The sequence below is a fragment of the Calothrix sp. NIES-2100 genome (genome assembly GCF_963875285.1).
Taxonomy (GTDB): domain Bacteria; phylum Cyanobacteriota; class Cyanobacteriia; order Cyanobacteriales; family Nostocaceae; genus Aulosira.
Window position 1 is genome coordinate 5,153,299 of record NZ_CAWNLA010000001.1, and the last position, 17,362, is coordinate 5,170,660.

Genomic DNA, 17,362 nt, shown 5'->3' on the forward strand with positions numbered 1-17,362 from the left:
CAAGAGGAAAATTAGTGAAAGCAAGATACCAGTATCGCTTCTATCCAACACCACAACAGCAACAAAGCCTAGCTCAGTTGTTTGGATGTGTACGTGTTGTATATAACGATGCTTTGGCTATCTGCAAGCAGTCCGAAAAACTTCCCAAGAACAGCGAATTACAAAAGCTTGTAATTACACAAGCCAAAAAGACTGATGAACGCTCATGGTTGTCTGATGTTTCAGTAACTCCATTGCAACAGTCAGTTGCCGATTTAGGCGTTGCCTACAAGAACTTTTTTGATTTTCTTAAGGGTAAGCGAAAAGGGAAAAAAGCAGGAACTCCGCGATTCAAAAAGAAGACAAGTAAGCAGGGAGCAAGGTTTACGCTCAACAGTTTTTCAATTAAAGGTACGTTCGTATATCTAGCCAAAATTGGTAACGTTAAGCCTATTTGGTCTAGACGTTTACCGTCATCCCCGTCAAGCGTAACAGTCATCAAAGACTGCGAAGACCGCTATTTTCTTAGCTTTGTTGTAGAAATAGAACCTATTCATATTGATGCCAAAAACCAAAGCATTGGTATTGATTTAGGAATTCAAACTTTTGCAGTTATGAGCAATGGGGACAAAGCAGCAAGTCCCGATTACTCAAAAAAAGACCGCAAAATCCGCAAATTACAACGCAAGCTAGCAAGGCAACAGAAAGGGTCTCAACGTCGTGAACGTACTCGCATAAGAATTGCCAACAGACACAATCAAATTGCGGATACCCGCAAAGATTTCTTGCACAAGCTATCAACCAAAGTAGTTAGTGAGAACCAAACTATTGTTTTGGAAGATTTGAATGTGTCGGGAATGGTTAAAAATCGCAAGTTGGCAAGGGCGATTAGCTTGCAGGGATGGCGAGAATTTCGGGTATTATGCGAGGCTAAATGTGAAAAATTTAGTCGAGATTTCAGAGTAATTAATAGATGGGAACCCACCAGCCAAACTTGTTCTTGTTGTGGGTATCGATGGGGCAAGATTGATTTATCTGTTCGTTCAGTGTTGTGCTTGAATTGCAACACTGAACACGACAGAGATGATAATGCGTCCCGAAATATAGAAATGGTCGGCATGGGGCATCGGCACGACCTTAAACGGACGGGGAGCGACCATAAGACTACGAAGAGTAGCTAGTTGCTGGGAGCCGTCAAGAATCGCCGACGTTCTACGTCGGTGAGTATGTCAATGCGGCGGTCTCGCGCAAGGTGAGTCAGTTGTAGTAGAAGTATCAGGAAATACAGCTAAAGTATGATACTCCGGGCTGTCATCACCATATAAAACTCGGAATGTATACAATTTAGTTTTTTCTGACCCTTCGGTAATTACTGTTAATAATGTATTGTTAGTATAAGGTAAACCGGGAATTGGCAGCTTTTTAATCCGTCTGAGTTGCATGACGTTTGCTGAAGAATTTTGGCAATCTCCTGTATTACCTCCTTGACCGAACTGCATACACATCGGCCCGTCAAAATCTATGGTTACCTGTGACGGGTCATTTAACCAAACTTTTTTAATTTTTTCTCCCGCCGGAATAAAACTGAGGTTTGTACCCTGCTGATACCAAACTTTAATAGTAGGTACTACTCCGCTTAAACCTTGAGCTTGACAGGAAAAAATCGATCGCAGAACAGCATTCTCAGCTACAGCGCGTCCTGCTAATAAGATTGCAGCCACAAAACCTAAAGAAGCCAGAGGTAGAAAATAAGAATTATTTAAGATATTTGCGCGAAAATTGCTGTTTTTCTTCATGGCTGAACTGGGAAGGAGTGGGCAGGGGGGCAGGGGGCAGGAGGGACAAGGGGGACAAGGGAGACAAGGAGGACAAGGAGAACAAGGATGATAAATAAGAAATATCCAATGCCCAATGCCCAATGCCCAATGCCCATTAATCCTTAAAATTCCATTGTCTGATTGATATAGATTTCAACTTCTGTACCGGCTGGTAAAAACCAAACGTTGGTTCGCTGCATCATGTCGGAGATTGCTTGTTGATTGCGTTGGGCAATTTGCGGGACTACGGTGTTCATCCCACCTTCTAAGGCTGCTGCGATCATGTTGCGTTCTGGGTTATTAGTGCTAACCACAGTACCGCCTGCATTAGTTGTGACAACTTGGGATTCAGTCCGATTCATTAACTCGGCGGCTTTACCTAAACCACCCAAAACAAACAGTCCTATATCCATACTGGCAATGGATGATCCACGATTAGGATATTGTCTTGCTACCAGCGGTTTACCTTGGGAACCGCGAATCATGATGGCATTTGGCGGTAAGCTATTTTCAGATATTCCATTACTATCTTTAGCGATCGCTTTCACCACATTTAGCTGTAGTAACCCTTGTTCGGAAAGAGTACGAATTTCTGTTAATAACTCCGTACCCGCAGGTATAGCAACGTTTCCATCTACACCTTTTAAAGGTTCTTGTAACCGCACGACAAATGTATTTTTGGCGGTTTCCTCGCCATTATTAGCGGCGGAATTAGAGGTTTCGCCAAATACAGCTGTGGCTAGCACAGCTTTAGCGCTACTCCCGACTGCTAAGGATTTGGAACCCTGCTTTGTTTGTTTATTTGCAATCAGAGTTGAGTCTTCTGTTGTGCTTGCATTCTGAGTTCCTGGCTCTGGGGTTGATTCAGGCTGAGGGTTAGTTGCCTGTTGCTGTATGTTGGGATTATTGGCAGTTTCAGCATTATTGACATTTGCTGTCTGTTGATTTTGGCTTACCTGACCATAACTACCTAACTTAGCTAGATTTGTCCACATTTGATAGGGATCTAGTTTAGGTTTGGGAGTTTCTTTGATTGCTGGGGGAATATCCGGTTTGACAGCTAAAAGCTGGGGTTGGGATGGTGGTAAAGGTTGAGAGGGTGGTAAAGGTAGAGAGGCGATCGCTTGTTGTGGAGGTTGCGGTACATTAACGATGCGTTCAACTGTGACTATTTTCGGTGCGTTGCTTTTTGGCGTTTGTTTTGCGGCTATTGACTGTGGTTGAATTTGTGTATTTCTCAGTTGTTGTTGTGCTAGTTTCACCGCCTCTGCTTGTTCGGTGAGTGCTAATTTAGTTTTCAACTTTTCGATTTCTAACTCTTGCGGTGGAGATTCATTTACTATCGGCGTTTTCACTGGGGAAGTAATATTCTTCCTTTTTGGTTTTTGATTGTTGCTACTCATCATCTGAGTTAAAAACCCACCAGCAAACAGAACCACAGCGAAAGTCGCTGTACCTACTAAGCCTAATTTAGCAAAGGGATTTCCGGCAAAAGATTGCTCCGTTTTTACTTCTGATGGTTGCGAAATTTCAGGCTCTGAGATACCTGATTCTTCTATTGTTTCATCGCGGTCAAAGGAGAATTCTCCATTTTCTAACCCGACTAATTTTGCCATTCTTAATTCCCAATCTTGAGAATCAATTTCTTCTAGTTGGCAATTCTTACTTGCAGAAATTTTTGCTGAACTTGAATAGGGAGTCATAAGTACGTCTTAGGGTGAATTTTCCGAACAACTTTTATCTTTCATGTCACAAATCTTGTAGATTTGTAATCTAGCCGAACCTAGGCGGTAAGCAGCCTGTTGCAAAGGAATTGCAGACTGAGGTAAAGAAGTAACTTGTTCATCTGTAGCTTGGACATAAATTTGTTGATTAACGGGAATCGACTCGCCAAGTCTATCTGCACCCTGAAAAACTAATTGATGAGCAACCATTTCGACTTTCCACTTACCCTCAGCTATTTTTTCGGGTTGAGAAATTCTCTGGATCGCTAATAGCTGCTCATCTGATTGATTGTAGTTATTTAATTTTTTATTGGGATTTAAGTTATTAATTTTGGTTTGTAATTTGGGCTGAAAATCTTCAGTTACTAATTGAGAACTAATTTCCCAAACAGTATTTTGTGGTTGCTGCTGTGACCAAGTTAACATTAAAGTCATTGTTTCGCCCACAAATCGCCGAATTGTTTGTTGATCTCGTTCTAAATTTTCTTGTGGGTTGACTGTAATTGCCCGACCATCAGCCAATTGTACCAAACTTGGCAATGTTGTTTGCCGATTTAATCGCTGCAAAATCGACCAGTGAAACATCAATACCAACAAAGTTAACAGATGTACTCCCAATGTGCCAATGGCAAACAATGGTAAGATATTAGTCTTTTTATTTTCTGTTTTCAGTATTTGCATTGTTTATCTAGTAAAATTGCCAGATTTTTGTTCGGTTTCACATTGAGTTGATTTTGCTCCTTCCAAATTATCATACTTATCAATTAAACATAAATTCCGCATCTCATAAATTTCTAATCTCTCAGCCCGCACCAAATAAATTGCTTTTTGTAAAACTGTTAGTTGTTCAGATTGGGGATAATCAAAGTAATCTACTGCTTGCACCAATATATCTTTATTAAAAGGAACAATTAACTTTTTGCCATCAGCTTTTTTAGTTTGAATCAAGTCAGCTACCATCCCCACTTGCCATTTACCTGGTGAAATTTCTTTCGGGGGATAAACCCGTTTAATTACTAATTGTCCTGAGATAATTTGTTGCGGATTATTGGCGAAAACTTCTGGTGGTGTCATCAGCGCAATTTGACCTAAAAACCCTTTGCGGAAATCTTCAGCAAAGGCAAAACTAGCTATCCAACTACTAGTAGTCACTTTTTGACTACCACCATTGGGGGTTTTAATTAGTATTCCCAAATCTGGTTTAGGCTTACCAAATTCTTCCAGGGATTGTGGCGGTAAAGTTCCTGACCAGTCAAAGATTAATGTCATCGTTTTACTAATGAATTGGCGAATTGCTTCGCTATCTCTAACTAAATCATCACCAGAATCAACAGCTTTACCATCAACCATCTGCACAAAATTCGGCTGTTTTCTCACACTCAGTTGGCGAATATTCAAGCCTTGGGCGATTAAAAACAGCAACAGTAATAGCTGCAATCCAAAAGTAGCGATCGCAAAAATTGTTAAAATACTGGCAGTACGTTGTTTTTTCTCTAATAACCGTACCATTTATACCCTCTCTTTCACCCAAGAAGCTGTATTCCCAATCGCATTAAAAACTGCAAATCCTCCCGCCGCTGCTACTAATAAAGATAAAATCGGTGCTAAAATTCCTAAGAAAATCATGAACCACATTAAATCAGGGTCAGCATTGGGATCTTGGGCTGGGCCATTCACAATCACAGCAGCAGTTAACACAGCAATAATATTGAATGAAATTTTGGCAATCCCTAAAGATATAAACCCAGTCAGCCATGCAAAAATCGGTTTACCTGCTACTGGTAGTAAGGAACCACCCACCGCTAAAGGCCCTAAAGCTGCTATCAGCAACATCGTCGCCTCGATTAAATTTTGAAAAGCATATTGTAAGGAAACTAAAAAGTTTTTTATACTAGTTTGTACCGTAGAACCTAACAATGCATTAAAAGAACCTTCCGAGATATATCCTGTGCCATAGCTAATCTGATTTACCTTATTTTCTAAGCGTTCAATCCAGACTTTATTACCATATAAATTTTTATATTCTTGCCAGAGATTATTAATTTTTTCTGATGCTTTAGTAAAGCATTGAGATTGTTGTTCACCATTCAAAGATTGACAAGGACGTAGTAAAGCACCAGCCACCTCTTCCGCCACACTCATATTTAGCGCCTGCTGATAAACCGAGTTAGCATCTGCTGTGGCGATTACTTGCTGATTTACCGAATTGATAAAGTTGCGTACCCCTAAAGTCAAACTAGAAAGAATACTGCCATCTCCAGAATTATTTAACAAAATCACCACCACAAACGGCCATATCATAGATGATATGGGACGAGAAAATTCACCTTCTAGGACATCTTTCAACCATTGCATGAGGAAAAATAATAAAGTTCCCACCGCAAAAAATATACCTAAATTTGTTAAAGCGCCATAAATATTTTCACTGGGATTTTTTTGTAATAAATCTAGCCATTGATTCTCCCAGCTTTCGGCAATACTTTGGGCAGTTGTCGCGCCATTGCCGATAAATTCTCTAATGCCTGTATCCGCAGGAACTTGTAAAATATACTGCATTTTAAGGTTTAAATTAGGGCATGGGGCATGGGGCTTCTCTGCGAGACGCTGCGCGTAGCTTGCTTCCCGTAGGGTACGACTTCGCTCAGCCTACCAGGAATTGGGCATTGGGCTTCTCTGCGAGACGCTGCGCGTAGCTTGCTTCCCGTAGGGTACGACTTCGCGATAGTTGAGCGTAGTCGAAACTCAGCCTACCAGGTATTGGGCATTGGGCAACTGACAAATGACAAATGACAAATGACAAATGACTATTCACTTTTTAATTTCCTTCCTCCCAAATAAATCCATTTGCGAAGTTGTGCGTAACAGCCTTGCAGCTTCCGCCGATGAATCAACTCGCCGCGCCCGATTGTTTTCTTCCATTTGTTGAGAAATGCTGGCTAAATTTAAGTTAGAATATTGCATAAAATGGTTGACTTGCATCGTCTGAGCTAGGGTTTCTCCTGCAATTTTGGATTGCTGACTTTGAATTTTGAGAGTTTTTAGTTGTAAATCAGATTGACCACTGAATAACGAACCTAAACCCGGAATACTTGCAGCACCTGCTTGAGTGAGTTGTGATGGTAAGCCATTAAGAATACTTTGATAGCTTTGATCTGCCTCTTGTGCGATTTGAGCAATATTTTCTAGAGTGTCTTGAGTTTCTTGTAACTTGAGTTTTGTTCTAATTTGTCCATTTTTACCCAAAACACTGGCTACAGAACTGCGAGTAACTAGGCGATTAATTTCATTAGTAGCGACTGTAGATTTGAGCGCCGGATTATTATCGAATTTATCTGAGATGGAATTGACAATCACCACATTTCCTAACCTATCTCCCGCTGCGACTGGATTGGGTAAGTTCAACTGTCCTGTAGATTCATTAATTGCATTTTGAGACTGCATTTCTACAGGCTTTAATGTGGTGCTTAAATTATTTTTGAGATAGTTTTGTAATTCGGCGGAGTAGGATTGAAAATCAACTAAAACATTGCCTAATTCTGCCATTGCTGGTAGTGTTACTAGCAATCCTAAACCGAGGGTAAAAATAATAGTTTTTTTCATAGGTTTGTTATTTGTCAGTTGTCAGTTGTTAGTTGTCATTTGTCATTTGTTTTTCACTGTGTCCCTGCGTCTCCCTCATCCTCCTTGTCCCCCTTGTCCCCCTTGTCCCCCTTGTCCCTTCCCCTACCTCTCAACTCCCGCGCAATGAGGCTACTAATTGACGCGCAAATACAGAAATTGCTTCATATTTATCTCGGTGTCGTTGCATTGATTGTTGGCGTGCAGATTGTTCGTGGGGATTGTTAGCAACTACAGCCAATTGTTCGTAACCTGGGTAGTAGCGACAGAATGTATAAATCCCGTTATCATCTAGCAACCACTGGCTATAAATCCCCTCTTTGCGAGGGAAGAAGCTTTCGGAAGCATTACGGGCGATAATTTCTTTGGGATATTTCAAGATATCGACAAAACTATCCACCGCTACTGGCTGAATTCGACCGATTAATCTGGTGGTGAGGTTTTGTAAAATTTTCGATGCAGCTTTGGATTTGGCGATGGTATCGGGGTCTTGTGCAGATAAAATGACGCGAATCCCCGCTTTTGCACCGTTAGCACAAATTCTGCCGACTAAATTGGCGATTTGGTCAAATTCAAACAAAATTGGGGCTTCATCAATAAAGAATATCGAGGCGGGACTGCTGAGGGCGCGGCGTAAGGCGGCGGAGTAAGCACTCAAGGAAAGTACGGCTGCATCTTCGCTATCGGAGAGGTTGCGCAGTGCAAATACTAAAAGTTTGGCATCTGTGCGGAAGCTGGATGGGGCGGAAATGGCTTGTCCGACGCGACTAGAAAGCCAAAATCGCAAGCGTAGCTGAATTTGACTCAATGCATCTTCAACTCTGCTGCTAAGGGAGTCGAGTTCTAAATGTTCTGGGGAACAGAAATAGAGGAAATCTTTGAGAGTTGGGGTTTTTTGCCAAGCTAGAGAACCAAAACCCCCGTCCATTGCATCTTGATAACGCTGTTTGATACCGCGATCGCTAAAAAATGCCGCTAATGCTAAATTTATTAAGGAGCGTACAGTTTGTCCTAGCAGTGGGCTTTCTGTGGCTGACCCCAATACCATTGTCAGCAAAGCTGATTCCAAGAATGCGGTATAATCAAGCATTCTGTCCCGTTGTTCTTCTTCACTTAAAGAACGCAAATCTGGCTGCTCAAATAAGTTATTCGATTGTTTAGAAATATCAAAGTAGGCTCCATTCTCCTCCATGAATTCTGTATAATCTGTGAAGGTGGATGTGCCATCGGGTTTCGGAAAGTCTAAGGCGACCACCGGAATATTATGAGCTAAAGCTTGGGTTAAAATTCCCGACACCAACACCGATTTTCCGGCTCTGGTTGTGGCAAATAATGCTAAATTTTTGTGTTGGGTAAATAAATCTAAATGTATCGGTGTACCCCCTTCCGAGGCAATTAATTCAAAGCCTTGACTATCACCTTTTCTAGTTAATACCAAAGGCATTAATCCGGGAACTTCGCTAGTTAAATATAACTGTCGCCGATTAAAGGGTTTGACTAATAAACCTTCCCAAACTATCGGCAACGATTGTAACCAAATCTTCCAAGCATATTCGGTTTCTCTAATTACCTTGGCTGGGCGTTGAAAACAGTTTTCAATATATCTTGTGGCTGCATCCAATTGTTCAACACTAGAACGATGGACGAACATAGCTATCCCTGTATATATAGGTACGGCTCCTTCAAACAATTGTTCTTGGGCTGCTACGGATTTCTTTAATTTTAATTGGGCATTGACATCAATTGTTCTACTTTTTTCTTGAGCCATGAGGGCTGTCATATTTGACTGCTTCAGGACTCGTTGTAAGGTAGTCTTTACTAATGCCGGATTTGCGGCTGTTAACTGACAAAATATCTCTGTATCTACTACAGTTTCTCTGGATAATACTTCCCATAAATAGCGCAGTTGGGAGGATTTATTTGCCCAGCCACCGGGTTTATCTAAAAATGTGAGTGCGCCAATATAGCGATTGTTGACATTCACCCACCGCCTGTCTGCACAAGGAACACCAGATTCCATCAGTAAGGTGGTACTGTGAATATTCTCGACTAAAAGTTTCGTACTCGGCAAGTCGGAATAAACTTGTTCGTGCAGTCCGCTTTCATCTAAGGTGAGCAATTGGGGAATCTCTATCGGGGGCGTATCGTTAAATCTTCTCCAGATTTCTCCCCATAGTTGTGTGGCGGTTAATGGCTTAATATCTAAGCCCATTTTGTTAGATAACAGTTGTTCCCAACGACTAAAACCTTGTTTATAGGCGTTGGTAATTACGGTTTCTAGGCGCTGGTTTTCTACTTCGGCAATATCCCCTTTAAATTTCAACCACCAAGCTTCGGTTCTGGCTAAAAATTTCTCAATTACATCATCTGCATTGGCAGCATTTGGTTCCACGGTGTATGTGACATAAATCCGCAGAAATTTTGGTTTGCGAATCCCGGAATTTGTCAATTCTTTAGTTCTGGCTCGTTCTGCCATTAACAAGTATTTGATATCCCGAGAACTGCTATTTCTGGCTAAATCGGCTAATTCTTGTTGTCGTTCTTTGTCGTCAATAAATGACCCCAAATGCAACGTCATTTTTTCGCCGCTGGGGATGTCTTTTAATCCGGCTTCGATGTTGTCAAAAATTGTATCGATTTGTTCTCTTCTCAAGGTGCTATGAATGCCACGACATTCAAACCCAAACACAAAGCAAAATCTATCTTTTTGGTTGCCTTTGGTTAAAATATAAGCGCCGATATCTCGTCTATTAAAGGAGACGCGCAGCATTGTGGCTAGGTGTAAGGCATCTTCAAACGGTGTTAACCTGGCGTTGCCGGCGGTACCGATGCTTTGTTTTCCGATTTTTTGCTTCATGATTTACTTCCAACAAGCTTTGATAACGTGCAAAGCCTCTTGTCCATGCAGGAACACCAATAAATTTACTTAAAAAGCTCCAACTTCTACCACCAGTTAAGATCCACCAGGTTGCCATTCCCCAAGCGGCGATTAGGAATGTCCACATCCATTTTTTAAATTCATCTTGAAATAGTCCGCCAAAGATGCCGTTAATTATAAAATAGGCTGCTAGGGCAATGACTGTCCACGGTAAGATTTGATCTGCTGGTATGGGGCCGAGGGATGGTTGAGAGCCTAAAATTTGATTGACTGGACGAAAGTCTTTGTCTGGTTCTTGAGACATCACAAATCGCTCAATTACTTACTATTATTATTGCCAATGACAAAGCCTGTTAATACATCCGCGATGGTGACAGCAACCACAACTAATAAGGGGGTTCTGGCGATGTTTTGCCAATCTTCGTCTTTTCGCACGGCGTTAACTACGCCAATCAGGGCGACAGCTATATATAGTAGGTATAGTGCCCGTAAGACGTTAAAGACTAATCCTACTGCTAGTTGGGTACCTCCAGCGTTGCTTGTGCCTTGAGTCAGGGTGTTTTGAAAGAAGTCTTCCGCTTTTTTGAAAAATTGCCCTTGTGCTGGCGCGGCGAAGTAATCTAGCCAGAATATGCTCAACAGGGTGACTGCTGCTAATATTTGCAGTGGGATTAGTTGGCTTTTTGGTATTGTTATTGCCTCTCCTAAGCGCTGTATTACTATTGTGATTAAACTCCCCATGAGTAAACAAAAAAGTAACACAGGGCTTTTCAGGCTAATAACGCTTAATAGTACTGCGCAGGCTAGCAAAAAGGGTATTGATTCAATTAGCTGCAACCACCAGTATTTCAGCGTCCCTCGAAATTGATTGACTGCTTTCATCATGCTCCTAGGTAAGGTTGTGAAGAAGTTCCGCTGATGGGAACGTTGCTTGAACATTTGAGCAATTTCCCCATTGATGATTAATCTCAAATAGCTCTGTCCTACAGAAACTATTATTTCATCTATGCGCGATCGCCAGATTTTTACTTATTTCCGTGCGATTTCCCACCCCTAGGTGTTCTTTTTCCCTTAACATCTTCATAATCTTTTCTACCTCCATGTAGCTGATGAATTTGATATACACGTAAAAGTTGTTTGTCGCGAGCCGCTACAACAAACTTATTACACTTAGATTAGTTCAAAATCAATTTGACTAAAATTCTGCGTAAATTTACGGTGGTAAATGCCAAATATCAGGGGAATTAGTTTATCAAAATTAAACTTAACTATTTTCCCATACCCTGGAGTATCTTATTCAGGCCTAGTTTAATACCTGAACACCCTAATTCAAATAAGCAAAAATGCCTATTGACACAGATATACCCATTGTAAATTGCTACTCATTTCCGGCAAGTAAAATCCGCAAATCCCGTCTGTGTCAATATGTCATCCATCCGCAGAACTAAACTAAATCTTCCAAAAAACTTTATCAAATCCTCAAAATTGCAATTTGTTAAGTTTTTCTTTACCATTTCTTAAAGACACAAAAATCAACATGAACTTAGATTCGCAAAATCTACTGGATGCAGAAGCAGGGATGTTTTCCCATATTCCCGTATTGAGTCGGGAGCTAATTGCAGGTTTAGAGGTGCATCCTGGTGGACATTATTTAGATGCAACGGTAGGTGGTGGTGGTCACACTCGCCTATTGTTAGAAGCGGCGTTGAATGTACAGGTAACAGCCATCGATCAAGATGGGGATGCTTTAGCCGCAGCACAAAAGTCTTTAGCTGCATATGAAGATCAAGTAAAGTTCATTCGTTGCAACTTTGCCGCTTATGAATTTACCAACGGTACTTTTGATGGTATAATAGCAGATTTAGGAGTTAGCTCTTACCATTTGGATACACCGGAGCGCGGTTTTAGCTTTCGCCACGCCGCTAGCTTAGATATGCGAATGGATCAAAGACAATCATTAACTGCGGCTGATGTAATTAATGATTGGGATGAAGGAGAATTAGCAGAAATATTTTTTAAATACGGCGAGGAAAGATTATCGCGGCGCATTGCCAGACGCATTGTCGAACGGCGACCTTTACATACTACTGTGGAATTAGCTTCGGCGATCGCCTCCAGTGTGCCGCCAAAATATCGTTATGGCAGAATTCACCCAGCTACCAGGGTTTTTCAAGCACTGCGAATAGTAGTCAACGACGAGTTAAAATCCCTCGAAACCTTCTTGGAACAAGCACCAAACGCCCTTCTCCCTGGTGGGAGAATTGCGATTATCAGTTTTCACAGCTTAGAAGATCGCTTGGTAAAACATGGGTTACGAAATTCCCCATCGTTGCGAGTTTTGACCAAAAAGCCAATTATAGCCGAAGAAGCAGAAATTGCGCAAAATCCGCGATCGCGCTCTGCCAAGCTGAGGATAGCACAGAGGAGCGAGTGAGGGGATGAGGGGGATGGGGGCTAGGGGCTAAGGGAGACAATGACAAATGACAACTGACAAATGACCATTGACCAATGACAATTGACTATTGACGAATTAATTTAATTTTTTTTGGTAATTCGATGTGAAAGGTGGAGCCTTCACCGAGGTGGCTGGTGACACCGATTGTACCTTGCATCATTTTGACTAATGATTTGGTAATCGCTAGTCCCAAACCGATACCTTCATACTGACGACTGTTACTTTGATCGACTTGTCGGAATTGCTCAAAAATACTCTCTAGGTGATCGGGCGCAATACCAATACCTGTATCTTGAACGGCGATCGCAATTCTGTCAACGGAAATTTCCCCAACTTTGACTTTGACCCTACCTGTGGCGGTGAATTTGATGGCGTTTAACAACAGCTTGGCTAATACCTGTCGCAGGCGATCGCTATCATTGACCATCAATGGACAAGTAAGATTAATATCTACTTGCAAATCTAATAACTTTTCCTCGGCTAGAGAACGGTGTTCAGCAACGGTTGTTAAGACTAAAGTTTTTAAGTTAAATTCTTCTGGATGAAATGATACATTCCCCGCTGCGACATTAGCCAAGTCAAGCATATCTTCAATAATCGATAGTAAGTGATTACCATTATTGAGAATGCGTTGCACCATTTCTATTTGTTGCTCGGACAAGGTGGAGGTACGCTGACGCAACAACACTTGTGATAACCCCAAAATTACATTTAGGGGAGTGCGGAGTTCATGGGAGGTGGTAGCTAAAAATTGTGACTTTAACTCTGCTGCTTCTAAAAGTTGCAAGTTTTGTTGCTGAATTTGCTGACGGATTTGTTCTAGTTCGTGATTTTGCGCTAACAAAATTTCGTTTTGTCTGGCTAAGCGTTCTTCCCGTTCCTGCAAAACTTGCAGCATCATCGTATTGTTAATTGCGATCGCCGCTACCTCACCCAATGCATCTAAAAGGTGCTGTGAAGCTGCATTAAAAGCATAAGGATTTTCCCAGTTACCAATAGCCAGCACTCCCAATCGTCCTGCTTGTGCTGATGTAATAGCTACAGCATACATGCAAGCGGGTGTGAAAGCTGAATATACTGGGGCGCAGGAAATTAAAGGACATAAGGGTAAGTCATCAATAACGCAGTCTATCTGCTCCCTAGTTCCGTGAAATAGTTGGGATACACCAGTAGCAAATACCTGAGTTAGTAAACTTGAATTACTATGAAACGGCTGATCACCACAGATGGATTTTTCAGGCCAATTCCAGAGGTTATCCTGAGTTCTAATATTGCCATTTAGTTGGATAAAAGGCAATTTTTCCGCACCTATTCCCGTTGTGCTGCTTAATTCTAACTGTTGCGTTTGGGTGTTATATAAGGATATTAGACAAAACTGAGCGCTATCAATCGCCTGACGCACTTCCCTAGCGATCGCTTCTAATAGATCGGGTAAATGGGTAAGTCGATCCTTTGTAAGGTTAGTTAGTAGCTGGAGTATCCCCAGTTGTTGAGGTAGTTGGGGAGCGATTGATTCTTTCCCCATATCGGTGTGCTGTCCAGTTAAAATCATGTTTACCTAACGACGTTCCATATCCGTTGGTGTTGCTTTCTATTAGCGACTTCAGCCCACAAACTGCTACCACAAATTTTTCCTCATTCCGGCTGGATTTACTTGTGGCAAAGTTTGGATCATATCTACTTTGCAGACACACAACGGCTGATCCTTAGAAATCTTTGCTTTACATACCCTGGCTACTGACAATTGCATTGATCAACCAGATTTTTGCCATATAATTGCGTTTTCTAGCCTTTACTGCATCGGCGTTCACCAATAAGTTTCTCAAACTTCTTTCTCTTGGAATTATTTTATCAGCTTATTTCAATGCATACACTAGTTTTTTGTCCGTGATTATACTGGTTTTTTTATTGATTTTTCTTGATACTTTATCCAAAAAGGGTTTCATTTTTTGTAAAGTATTTAACCATAAATATATTAATTTTTTTATCAAATTTAACTTGAATTGCCATGACAAATTTGTATATTAAAACGGCATAATATAGGGAGATAATTTTATGTATAAATTCCCCAAATATAGGCAGATATTAGGATATAAGTGAGCTATTAGCTCTTAATCTCACTCTATTATTACTAATTAGCGCCACCTATACATGAAACACCAGGTTATTTTTAATTCTTTAAAGAGATAACAATTCACAGGATATGTAATGCATTTTGTTAATTTTTTAGCAGTAATACATAATATAATTTATGCCTGAGTCAAATGTTTAAAGTTTTGTTATTTAAACAATCCGCAATTTTAAAATTTTTACAAATTTACCATTAATAATAAAACATAGACTTTGATTTTTATGCAATAGAGAAAATATAATTGTGAATATTCTCAATTAATTATCTCTTTTGATGTCTGGAGCAATAGGCAACAACTAAGTTTTTGCAAAAAACCGCATCACAAAACTACCTCACTGACTTGGAGGTAAATAATAATATCTTTGAGCAGATTGCTATTTTGCACCCAACTCCAGGTGGTTAAGTGCCGATGTATCTAATTTGTATATCTCGGCTGAGACTGAGCTTTTTGTAACATAAGAGGCTGGGCGGGGGTCAAGACCTCCTAGGGGTATAACACCCTACCAATTTAAACAGCACTCTAACCCGCTTTATACAAGGGATTATCAGTGAAAGCGATCGCTCAATCCGGAAATAAACAACTAAATTTATATAATTTCTTCATTATTAGAGAGTTCAAAAATAAGCTCTAGTTGAGAATTTATCCAGGTGTCAATGGTTATTTCTTCCCCAGATTTCTTATCCCCCTTTTTCCCTAATCCCTGGTGGTTTTAAGGATTAATGTTGCTAAGTTGCAAGATCCCCGACTTCTTCAAGAAATCGGGGATCTGAGCAACTCCAAGCATTCAAAATTAATGCGATAGACCAATAGTGTAGGTACACAGGAATGCTCATAGATGTCAACTTAACGTGAAACCCTTGCCAGGATGTGATTTGATACAAAATCACGTACCACCAAGATCCGCGCTACCCCACCCCAGTTTTGTCTAAAAGCCAAAACGTCCCCTCCCCGCAAGCGGGGAGGGGATTAAGGGGTGGGGTAAAATGCCTGTGGAATAAGCGTTTTGACTTAAGTTGACACCAATGAGGAATGCTTTGTCCCTACACTAGATGGGGTTCAAATAGGCGAAAACTACTGTAATTATTCCCACTCGATGGTTCCAGGTGGCTTGGAGGTGATATCGTAAACCACCCGATTCACACCTTTAACCTCGTTGACAATTCGGTTAGAAATTACTTCCAACACATCGTAAGGTACACGCGCCCAGTCAGCAGTCATACCATCTTCGCTGGTGACAATCCGCAAAACGATGGGGTAGGCGTAGGTACGTTGATCGCCCATGACACCGACACTACGAATGGGTAGCAATACGGCGAATGCTTGCCAAACATCATGATACAAGCCGCGTTGGTTAATTTCTTGCCGGACAATCAAATCCGCATCGCGTAAAATATTCAACCTATCAGCGGTGACTTCACCGAGAATGCGAATCGCTAAACCGGGGCCGGGGAAAGGTTGGCGTTGAACGATTTCTTCTGGTAAGCCAATAGAACGCCCGACTTTGCGGACTTCATCTTTAAACAGTTTCCGCAGTGGTTCTATAAGTTTAAATCTTAGGTCTTTGGGTAGTCCACCAACGTTGTGATGACTCTTGATTTTCACAGCTACCCGTTCACCGGTTTGGGGATCGACGTTGGTATCTGCTGATTCAATCACATCTGGATACAGTGTACCTTGAGCTAGATAGTCAAAATGACCGAGGCGTTTAGAGGTTTCTTCAAATACACTAATAAATTCATGACCGATGCGACGACGCTTTTCTTCGGGGTCGGTGACACCAAGCATCATATTCAGGAAGCGATCGCGGGCATTGACATACTCTACCGGAATATGAAACTGTTCTTGGAATAGCTTGACCAATCTTTCTGGCTCATACTTTCGCATAAAGCCTTGATCTATAAATACACAAGTTAGCTGATCGCCAATGGCTTTATGGAGTAAGAAAGCCAGGGTAGAAGAATCGACTCCGCCTGACAGAGCTAATAACACACGCTTATCACCGACTCTAGCGCGAATTTCCCGCACTGCTTCCTCCACAAAAGCGGCTGTTGTCCAGGTGGGTTCGCACTCGCAGATATGATAAACAAAGTTGCGGATTAAAGCCAATCCTCCCAGAGAATGGACTACTTCTGGATGGAACTGTACACCATAAAGTTTCTTCTCATGATCGGCGATCGCTGCACAAGGGGTATTTTCTGTATGTGCTAACAATTCAAATCCTGATGGCATTTTTGTTACAGAGTCGCCATGACTCATCCACATCGTCGTGCCATCTTCGACGTTAGTCAGCAAGTCTGTGGGATCATCTATATATAGTGAGGCTTTACCATACTCACCGCGATCGGCCTTTGCTACTTCCCCACCCAGCTGATTGACCATCAGTTGCATACCATAGCACACACCCAGAATGGGGATTCCCAAATTCCAAATTTCTGGGTCACAATGGGGAGCTTTTTCTCCATAAACTGAACTAGGACCACCAGAGAGGATAATTCCTTTGGGATTAAGTTGCCGTAAATGCTCAGCTGTCGTACGATAGGACAGGACTTCAGAGTATACTTGGGTCTCGCGGATGCGACGGGCAATTAGCTCAGAATACTGAGAACCGAAGTCGAGGATCACAATTATTTGGCGATTGAGCCTTCCCCAATTCTCTGTGACTTGGGGTGCTTGTTCAGTTAGTAGAGTCACCGCTGTATTCATGATGGCAAGAGAGTGTGTGTTAGGATAGATGGTCGCTCTGTGGTCTAAGTGCTACC

General features: G+C 41.5%; 13 protein-coding genes. 2 read left to right on the top strand and 11 right to left on the bottom strand.

Going from position 1 to position 17,362, the window contains the following annotated elements:
• Positions 1–14 precede the first annotated feature (14 nt).
• Entirely contained in the window at positions 15–1,160 is a 1,146-nt protein-coding gene (locus AACU32_RS21160; RefSeq protein ID WP_096608104.1) for an RNA-guided endonuclease TnpB family protein, read from the top strand.
• Positions 1,161–1,208: 48 nt separating this feature from the next.
• On the opposite strand, the gene AACU32_RS21165 is transcribed toward AACU32_RS21160, so the two are convergent.
• The 9 genes from AACU32_RS21165 to AACU32_RS21205 form a co-directional block, all read right to left on the bottom strand.
• Positions 1,209–1,775, bottom strand: a complete 567-nt coding sequence (locus AACU32_RS21165) for a hypothetical protein (RefSeq protein WP_096602990.1) — start codon at positions 1,773–1,775, stop codon at positions 1,209–1,211.
• Positions 1,776–1,918: 143 nt separating this feature from the next.
• Positions 1,919–3,499, bottom strand: a complete 1,581-nt coding sequence (locus AACU32_RS21170; protein WP_096602992.1) for a TrbI/VirB10 family protein — start codon at positions 3,497–3,499, stop codon at positions 1,919–1,921.
• Positions 3,500–3,508: 9 nt separating this feature from the next.
• A complete protein-coding gene (locus tag AACU32_RS21175; RefSeq protein ID WP_096602994.1) occupies positions 3,509–4,201 on the bottom strand; it encodes a hypothetical protein in 693 nt (230 codons plus the stop codon).
• A 3-nt stretch (positions 4,202–4,204) separates the two neighbouring features.
• Positions 4,205–5,029 carry a hypothetical protein gene (locus AACU32_RS21180; protein ID WP_096602996.1) on the bottom strand — a complete coding sequence of 275 codons (825 nt, stop codon included), beginning with the start codon at positions 5,027–5,029 and terminating at the stop codon, positions 4,205–4,207.
• Positions 5,030–6,076, bottom strand: a complete 1,047-nt coding sequence (locus tag AACU32_RS21185) for a hypothetical protein (RefSeq protein ID WP_096602998.1) — start codon at positions 6,074–6,076, stop codon at positions 5,030–5,032.
• 252 nt (positions 6,077–6,328) lie between these two features.
• The gene (locus AACU32_RS21190; protein WP_096603000.1) at positions 6,329–7,120 is read right to left on the bottom strand and encodes a hypothetical protein; all 792 of its coding nucleotides are present in this window, start codon (positions 7,118–7,120) and stop codon (positions 6,329–6,331) included.
• 130 nt (positions 7,121–7,250) lie between these two features.
• Positions 7,251–9,995, bottom strand: coding sequence for a hypothetical protein (locus AACU32_RS21195; protein ID WP_096603002.1), 2,745 nt, complete (start codon positions 9,993–9,995; stop codon positions 7,251–7,253).
• Positions 9,931–10,320: a hypothetical protein gene (locus AACU32_RS21200; RefSeq protein ID WP_096603004.1), complete on the bottom strand. Its 390-nt coding sequence runs from the start codon at positions 10,318–10,320 to the stop codon at positions 9,931–9,933. The genes AACU32_RS21195 and AACU32_RS21200 overlap by 65 nt, the downstream gene beginning before the upstream one ends.
• Before the next feature lie 14 nt (positions 10,321–10,334).
• Complete coding sequence (locus AACU32_RS21205) at positions 10,335–10,898, bottom strand: hypothetical protein (protein WP_096603006.1); 564 nt, start codon at positions 10,896–10,898, stop codon at positions 10,335–10,337.
• A 655-nt stretch (positions 10,899–11,553) separates the two neighbouring features.
• On the opposite strand from AACU32_RS21205, the gene rsmH reads away from it, so the two are divergent.
• Positions 11,554–12,450 carry a 16S rRNA (cytosine(1402)-N(4))-methyltransferase RsmH gene (rsmH, locus tag AACU32_RS21210; RefSeq protein ID WP_096608105.1) on the top strand — a complete coding sequence of 299 codons (897 nt, stop codon included), beginning with the start codon at positions 11,554–11,556 and terminating at the stop codon, positions 12,448–12,450.
• An 85-nt stretch (positions 12,451–12,535) separates the two neighbouring features.
• Here the strand turns inward: rsmH and AACU32_RS21215 are convergent, their stop codons facing one another.
• Both AACU32_RS21215 and guaA read right to left on the bottom strand, forming a co-directional pair.
• A complete protein-coding gene (locus tag AACU32_RS21215; protein ID WP_096603008.1) occupies positions 12,536–14,023 on the bottom strand; it encodes a GAF domain-containing sensor histidine kinase in 1,488 nt (495 codons plus the stop codon).
• Positions 14,024–15,683: 1,660 nt separating this feature from the next.
• Positions 15,684–17,306 carry a glutamine-hydrolyzing GMP synthase gene (gene guaA / locus AACU32_RS21220; RefSeq protein WP_096603010.1) on the bottom strand — a complete coding sequence of 541 codons (1,623 nt, stop codon included), beginning with the start codon at positions 17,304–17,306 and terminating at the stop codon, positions 15,684–15,686.
• Between the last annotated feature and the right edge of the window lie 56 nt (positions 17,307–17,362).